Annotated in this window: 6 protein-coding genes; 5 read left to right on the top strand and 1 reads right to left on the bottom strand. The window is 73.0% G+C overall.

Going from position 1 to position 6,581, the window contains the following annotated elements; genetic code table 11:
• Positions 1–171: 171 nt before the first annotated feature.
• Positions 172–1,407, top strand: coding sequence for a hypothetical protein (locus tag KUM32_RS15815; protein WP_217142528.1), 1,236 nt, complete (start codon positions 172–174; stop codon positions 1,405–1,407).
• Positions 1,408–1,444: 37 nt separating this feature from the next.
• Here KUM32_RS15815 and KUM32_RS15810 read toward each other — a convergent pair whose 3' ends face one another.
• Entirely contained in the window at positions 1,445–2,137 is a 693-nt protein-coding gene (locus KUM32_RS15810; protein ID WP_217142527.1) for a PH domain-containing protein, read from the bottom strand.
• 113 nt (positions 2,138–2,250) lie between these two features.
• Between KUM32_RS15810 and deoC the strand changes: the two genes are divergently transcribed.
• The 4 genes from deoC to KUM32_RS15790 all read left to right on the top strand — a co-directional run bounded on the left by deoC (position 2,251) and on the right by KUM32_RS15790 (position 6,388).
• Positions 2,251–3,216, top strand: a complete 966-nt coding sequence (gene deoC / locus KUM32_RS15805; protein ID WP_217142526.1) for a deoxyribose-phosphate aldolase — start codon at positions 2,251–2,253, stop codon at positions 3,214–3,216.
• A 12-nt stretch (positions 3,217–3,228) separates the two neighbouring features.
• Positions 3,229–4,674 (top strand): aldehyde dehydrogenase family protein, encoded by a 1,446-nt coding sequence (locus KUM32_RS15800; RefSeq protein WP_217142525.1) that lies wholly within the window; start codon positions 3,229–3,231, stop codon positions 4,672–4,674.
• Positions 4,667–5,560, top strand: a complete 894-nt coding sequence (locus KUM32_RS15795; RefSeq protein ID WP_217142524.1) for an aldehyde dehydrogenase family protein — start codon at positions 4,667–4,669, stop codon at positions 5,558–5,560. Before KUM32_RS15800 ends, KUM32_RS15795 begins: the two co-directional genes overlap by 8 nt.
• 210 nt (positions 5,561–5,770) lie before the next feature.
• Positions 5,771–6,388 (top strand): uridine kinase, encoded by a 618-nt coding sequence (locus KUM32_RS15790; protein WP_217142529.1) that lies wholly within the window; start codon positions 5,771–5,773, stop codon positions 6,386–6,388.
• Positions 6,389–6,581 lie beyond the last annotated feature (193 nt).

The following is a 6,581-nucleotide window of genomic DNA, read 5'->3' as shown; positions in this document are numbered from 1 at the left end:
CGGCCCGTCATCCCGCCCGCATGGGGTGCCCCCACGCGGAGGCACCCCATCGGGTGATTTACCCCCGCTCGTTGACCCGCCCTCCCCCTCCCCGACCGCCCCTCGGGCAACGGTGGACCGGAAGCCGTACCGCCGCGCCACCGCACCGCCGAGAGCCGCCAGGGAGCCGCCGTGTCCTCGACCGCGCCCAAGACCGCCCGCAGCGCCCACATCCCCGGCACCCGGCGCCCACGACCCCAGACGGCCCCCGCCCCCTCCCCACGGGGCCGCGACCGCGCCCGGGCCCACGCCCAACGCCTCCTGCGCTCCGCGCACCGCGCCGCCCCCGCCCTCGGCGCCTATCTCGCCGTACGCGGCGCGGGCCTGCTGGTGCTCGCCGTCTGGGCCCCCCGTCGGCACCAGGACCTCTGGGTGAACCTGGCCGCGCAGTGGGACTCCGACTGGTACCTGGCCATCGCCGACCACGGCTACGACCACGAGCTCGGCACCGCCCACAACACCAACAACCTGGCGTTCTTCCCGCTCTACCCGGTCCTGGTGAAGGCGGTGGCCGTCCTCACCCCGGGCACCCGCGCCTCCACCGGACTCGGCCTCGCGGTCGTCGCCTCGCTCCTCGCGGCGTGGGGCGTCTTCGCGGTGGGCGACCATCTGCACGGCCGCCGCGTCGGCGTCCTCCTCACCACGCTGTGGGCCGCGTTCCCGGTCGGCGCGGTGCAGTGGATGGGCTACACCGAGTCGCTGTTCACGGCGTGCGCGGCCTGGTCGCTGTACGCGGTGCTCACCGGCCGCTGGCTCTGGGCGGCCGGTCTCGCCACGCTCGCCGGCCTGACCCGGCCGACCGGCATCGCCGTAGCGGCGGCGGTCACCCTCACGGCGCTGCTGCGCCTCGCCCGGCACCGCACCCTCGCCCCGCGCGTCCTCGCGGCCGCGGCCCTCGCGCCGCTCGGCTGGTGCGCGTACGTCGGCTGGGTGGGCCTGCGGCTGGGCCGCTGGGACGGGTACTTCGCCGTACAGCGGCTCTGGTACAACGAGTTCGACGGTGGCCTGCGGACCCTGCACCAGGTGCGGTGGCTGCTGTGGCGCGATCCGACGCCGCAGTTGTTCCTGGTGATGGTGACGCTCACGCTGATCGGGGCGGTGGTGCTCTTCGCCCTGTCCGCGTGGGACCGCCAGCCGGCCGCGCTGCTGGTCTTCACGGGCGTCGTGCTGACGATCGTCCTGGGCAGCGGCGGCGTCTACTTCCCCCGGGCACGCTTCCTGCTCCCGGCCTTCCCCCTGCTGCTGCCCCTGGCCCTGCACCTGTCCCGCGCCTCACGGCGCCACCGCGCACTGACGCTGACGGCGGCGGTGCTGGGCTCGTCGTACTGCGGGGCGTACATGCTGCTCGTCTGGCCGGCCGCGCCATGAGAGGCCCACCACCGGGCACCGGCACGGCCCCGGGCCGTCACCCGGTGGCCAGCAGCACCGCCAGCAGCACGATCCCGGCCGCCGCCGGTGCGAGGATCTCGTAGGCCCAGCGGACGGTCACCGCGCCCCGCGAGGTGTCGGCCTGCTTCCGCGTCTCCAGCAGCTCGCGCAGCTCGTCCATGGCCTTGTCGGTCTCCGCCCGCACCGGCCCGTCCGCCACGGCGGCACCGTCGGCGTCGGCCCGCACGCCGAACTGGCCCGGGCCGCCGAGCGCGCTCCCCCGCCCCCGGCCTCCCCCGGCCGCCCGCCGCGCCTCCTGCCGCGCGGCCTTCTTGCGGGCGCGCAGCGAGACGGGAACGGCCCACAGCTGGTACTTGTCGCCGGACTCGGCGAGGACCTCGTTGGAGTAGGCGGACCGCAGCGAGGCGACCTGCTCCCAGGGCAGCACGACGACCCGGAGGGGGTTGCGGACGCGCAGCCGGTCCTCGTTGGCGAAGACGGCGGGCCGCACGGTGTAGGCGGCGACGAGCGGGACGAGGAAGAGCAGGACCGCGAGCGCCTTCCAGGGGGTGCTCCCCTCGCCCGTGACCACGGCGTCGATGCCGAGCCACAGGGTGAGCGCGAGCACCAGCACGCCGCCGGCGATGCCCGCGGGCGAGCGGTAGACCCGGTCCACGGACGTGGGTGCCGGTGGCTGCGGCGATGGTGACTGGGGCTCGGGGGTCGTCATGATGCCGATTGTGCACGACCGGCCCGACGGCGCTCGTACGCGGTGCCGGGGAACGCGACGAGCCCCGGGGACTGTACAGCCGCTACGCGCGTAGATATGCTCGCCTGGTGACCATGCCCACCACTGCATCCGCTGCACCCGCACACGGACTCGCCGACGTCACCGCGTCCGACAGCACGCTGCGCCGCTTCCTCCACGGACTGCCCGGCGTCGACACGGTCGGCCTGGAGGCGCGCGCCGCCTCGCTCGGTACCCGTTCCATCAAGACCACCGCGAAGGCGTACGCGCTCGACCTCGCCATCTCGATGGTCGACCTGACGACGCTGGAAGGCGCGGACACCCCGGGCAAGGTCCGGGCGCTCGGCGCCAAGGCGGTCCGCCCCGACCCGACCGACCGTACGAGCCCCGCGACCGCGGCCGTCTGCGTCTACCCCGACATGGTGGCCGTCGCCAAGGAGGCCGTCGCCGGCTCGGGCGTCAAGGTCGCATCGGTCGCCACCGCGTTCCCGGCGGGCCGGGCCTCGCTCGCCGTCAAGCTGGCCGACGTGCGCGAGGCGGTCGCGGCGGGCGCCGACGAGGTCGACATGGTCATCGACCGCGGGGCGTTCCTCGCGGGGAACTACATGAAGGTGTACGACGAGATCGTCGCCGTGAAGGAGGCCTGCGGGACCTCCGCCCGCCTGAAGGTCATCTTCGAGACCGGCGAGCTGTCGACGTACGACAACATCCGCCGCGCGAGCTGGCTCGGCATGCTGGCGGGCGCCGACTTCATCAAGACGTCCACCGGCAAGGTCGCCGTCAACGCGACGCCGTCCAACACCCTCCTGATGCTGGAGGCGGTGCGCGACTTCCGCGCGCAGACCGGCGTCCAGGTCGGCGTGAAGCCGGCCGGCGGCATCCGCACCGCCAAGGACGCGATCAAGTTCCTGGTCCTGGTCAACGAGACCGCGGGCGAGGACTGGCTGGACAACCACTGGTTCCGCTTCGGCGCCTCCTCGCTCCTGAACGACCTGCTGATGCAGCGCCAGAAGCTGGCCACGGGCCGTTACTCCGGCCCCGACTACGTGACGGTGGACTGAGATCCCATGACCATGGAAAAGCGGACATCCGCATTCGAGTACGCACCGGCGCCCGAGTCCCGCGCGGTCGTCGACATCGCCGCGTCCTACGGGCTGTTCATCGACGGCGAGTTCGCCGCCGCGGCCGACGGCAAGGTCTTCAAGACCGTCTCCCCCGCCACCGAGGAGGTCCTCTCCGAGGTCGCCGAGGCCGGCGAGGCGGACGTGGACCGCGCGGTGAAGGCCGCCCGCAAGGCGTTCGAGAAGTGGTCGGCGCTGCCGGGCTCCGAGCGCGCCAAGTACCTGTTCCGCATCGCGCGGATCATCCAGGAGCGCAGCCGCGAGCTCGCCGTCCTGGAGACCCTCGACAACGGCAAGCCGATCAGGGAGACCCGCGACGCGGACCTCCCCCTGGTCGCCGCGCACTTCTTCTACTACGCGGGCTGGGCCGACAAGCTCGACCACGCGGGCTACGGCGCGAACCCCAGGCCGCTGGGCGTCGCGGGCCAGGTCATCCCCTGGAACTTCCCCCTCCTGATGCTGGCGTGGAAGATCGCCCCCGCGCTCGCGACCGGCAACACGGTCGTCCTGAAGCCCGCCGAGACGACCCCCCTCTCCGCCCTCTTCTTCGCGGACATCTGCCGTCAGGCGGGCCTGCCGAAGGGCGTCGTCAACATCATCACCGGTGACGGCCGCGCCGGCGCCGCGCTGGTCGCCCACCCCGACGTGAACAAGGTCGCCTTCACCGGCTCCACGGCCGTCGGCAAGGAGATCGCGCGCACGGTCGCCGGCACCCGCAAGAAGCTCACCCTGGAGCTGGGCGGCAAGGGCGCCAACATCGTCTTCGACGACGCCCCGATCGACCAGGCCGTGGAGGGCGTCGTCAACGGCATCTTCTTCAACCAGGGCCAGGTCTGCTGCGCGGGCTCCCGCCTCCTGGTCCAGGAGTCGGTCCACGACGAGCTGCTGGACTCGCTCAAGCGCCGCCTGACCACGCTGCGCCTGGGCGACCCGCTGGACAAGAACACCGACATCGGCGCGATCAACTCCGCCCAGCAGCTGGCCCGGATCACCGCGCTGGCCGACCAGGGCGAGGCGGAGGGCGCCGAGCGCTGGTCCCCCGCCTGCGAACTGCCCTCCTCCGGCTACTGGTTCGCCCCGACGCTCTTCACCAACGTCACCCAGGCGCACACCGTCGCCCGCGACGAGATCTTCGGCCCGGTCCTGTCCGTGCTCACCTTCCGCACGCCCGACGAGGCGGTCGCCAAGGCCAACAACACCCCGTACGGCCTGTCGGCGGGCATCTGGACGGAGAAGGGCTCGCGCATCCTGGCGGTCGCGAACAAGCTCCGCGCGGGCGTGATCTGGTCCAACACGTTCAACAAGTTCGACCCGACGTCGCCGTTCGGCGGCTACAAGGAGTCGGGCTTCGGCCGCGAGGGCGGCCGCCACGGCCTGGAGGCGTACCTCGATGTCTGACCGACTTTCCGTACTGAAGACCTACAAGCTGTACGTCGGCGGGAAGTTCCCGCGTTCCGAGAGCGGCCGGGTGTACGAAGTGTCGGACTCGAAGGGCAAGTGGCTGGCGAACGCCCCGCTCTCCTCCCGCAAGGACGCCCGTGACGCGGTGGTCGCCGCGCGCAAGGCGTTCGGCGGCTGGTCCGGCGCGACGGCGTACAACCGCGGCCAGATCCTGTACCGGGTCGCGGAGATGCTCGAAGGCCGCCGCGACCAGTACGTCGCGGAGGTCGCCGACGCCGAGGGCCTGTCGAAGTCGAAGGCGGGCCTCCAGGTGGACGCGGCGATCGACCGCTGGGTCTGGTACGCGGGCTGGACCGACAAGATCGCCCAGGTGGTCGGCGGCGCCAACCCGGTCGCGGGCCCCTACTTCAACCTCTCCTCCCCCGAGCCGACGGGCGTGGTCGCCGTCCTCGCCCCGCAGGAGTCGTCCCTCCTGGGCCTGGTCTCGGTCGTCGCCCCGGTCATCGCGACGGGCAACACGGCGGTCGTGATCGCCAGCGAGAAGTCCCCGCTCCCCGCCCTCTCCCTCGGCGAGGTCCTGGCCACCTCCGACCTCCCCGGCGGCGTGGTCAACGTCCTCTCCGGCCGTACGGCGGAGATCGCGGCCCCCCTCGCCGCCCACCAGGACGTCAACGCGATCGACCTCGCGGGCGCCGACGAGGAGCTGGCCAGGGAGCTGGAGATCGCGGCGGCGGACAACCTCAAGCGCGTCCTGCGTCCACAGCCTGTGGACGACGTCGACTGGTCGGCGACGCCGGGCACCGAGCGCATGACGGCGTTCCTGGAGACGAAGACGGTCTGGCACCCGACCGGCGCCCTGGGCGCGTCCGGCTCGTCGTACTGACCCCCTCCACGCGGAGAGCCGCGCCTCCCCGTCCGTCCGGGAGAGGCGCGGCTCTTCACACGGGCCACCACGGACAGCGACCGGTTCCGCGCGCACCGTAGTCGGCCTGTGACGCGTGCTGCAAAGTCGGCCCGCGGGGTCGTACGGCGGCCACCGGATGCCTCACACTGGTGTCCCGTGAGCTCCCAACCGCCCATACCTACGCGAGTCGTGCTGCTCTGCGGCCCCTCCGGCTCCGGCAAGTCCCTCCTCGCCGCCCACTCCGGTCTTCCCGTGCTGCGGCTCGACGACTTCTACAAGGAGGGGACCGACCCGACGCTGCCGCTGGTGTCCGGGAGCTCCGACATCGACTGGGACCACCCGGGCTCATGGGACGCGGACGCGGCCCTCGCCGCCATCACGGAGCTGTGCCGCAGCGGGCGTACCCGGGTGCCCGTCTACGACATCGCGCTCAGCGCCCGCACCGGCGAGGACGCCGTCGACATCGGGCGGACCCCGCTGTTCCTCGCGGAGGGCATCTTCGCCGCCGAACTCGTGGCGCGCTGCCGGGACCTGGGTGTCCTGGCCGACGCGCTGTGCCTGAGCCGGGGCCCGCTGACGACCTTCCGCCGCCGCTTCCTGCGGGACCTGAAGGAGGGCCGCAAGTCCGTGCCGTTCCTGCTGCGCCGCGGCTGGCGGCTGATGCGGCAGGAGCGGTCGGTCATCGCCCGGCAGACGGCGCTGGGCGCCCACGCGTGCGACCGGGACGAGGCGATGGGCCGCCTGGCGGACGCGGCGGCGGGGCGGTGCGCCACGGCGCGTACGACGGTGTTGCGGGGCACGCGGTAGTCGTGAGCGCGCGGACGCGCACCGCTCGCGCGCCCGCTGCCCCCGGGACACAGAGAAGCGGGACTGGACGGACCCCCCGGCCCTCCAGTCCCGCTCTCCTTGTGCTCCCCCGTGATCCCCCCGTTTTCCCCGCTCCCCCGTTTCCCCCGTGGTGCTTCCCCGTGAGTAAGAGCCCGGGGTCGCCCCCGTGATA

This window comes from Streptomyces sp. AC627_RSS907 (genome assembly GCF_019049165.1).
Note: the sequence above shows the minus strand (reverse complement) of the source record. Positions and strands in the feature narration are given on the sequence as shown.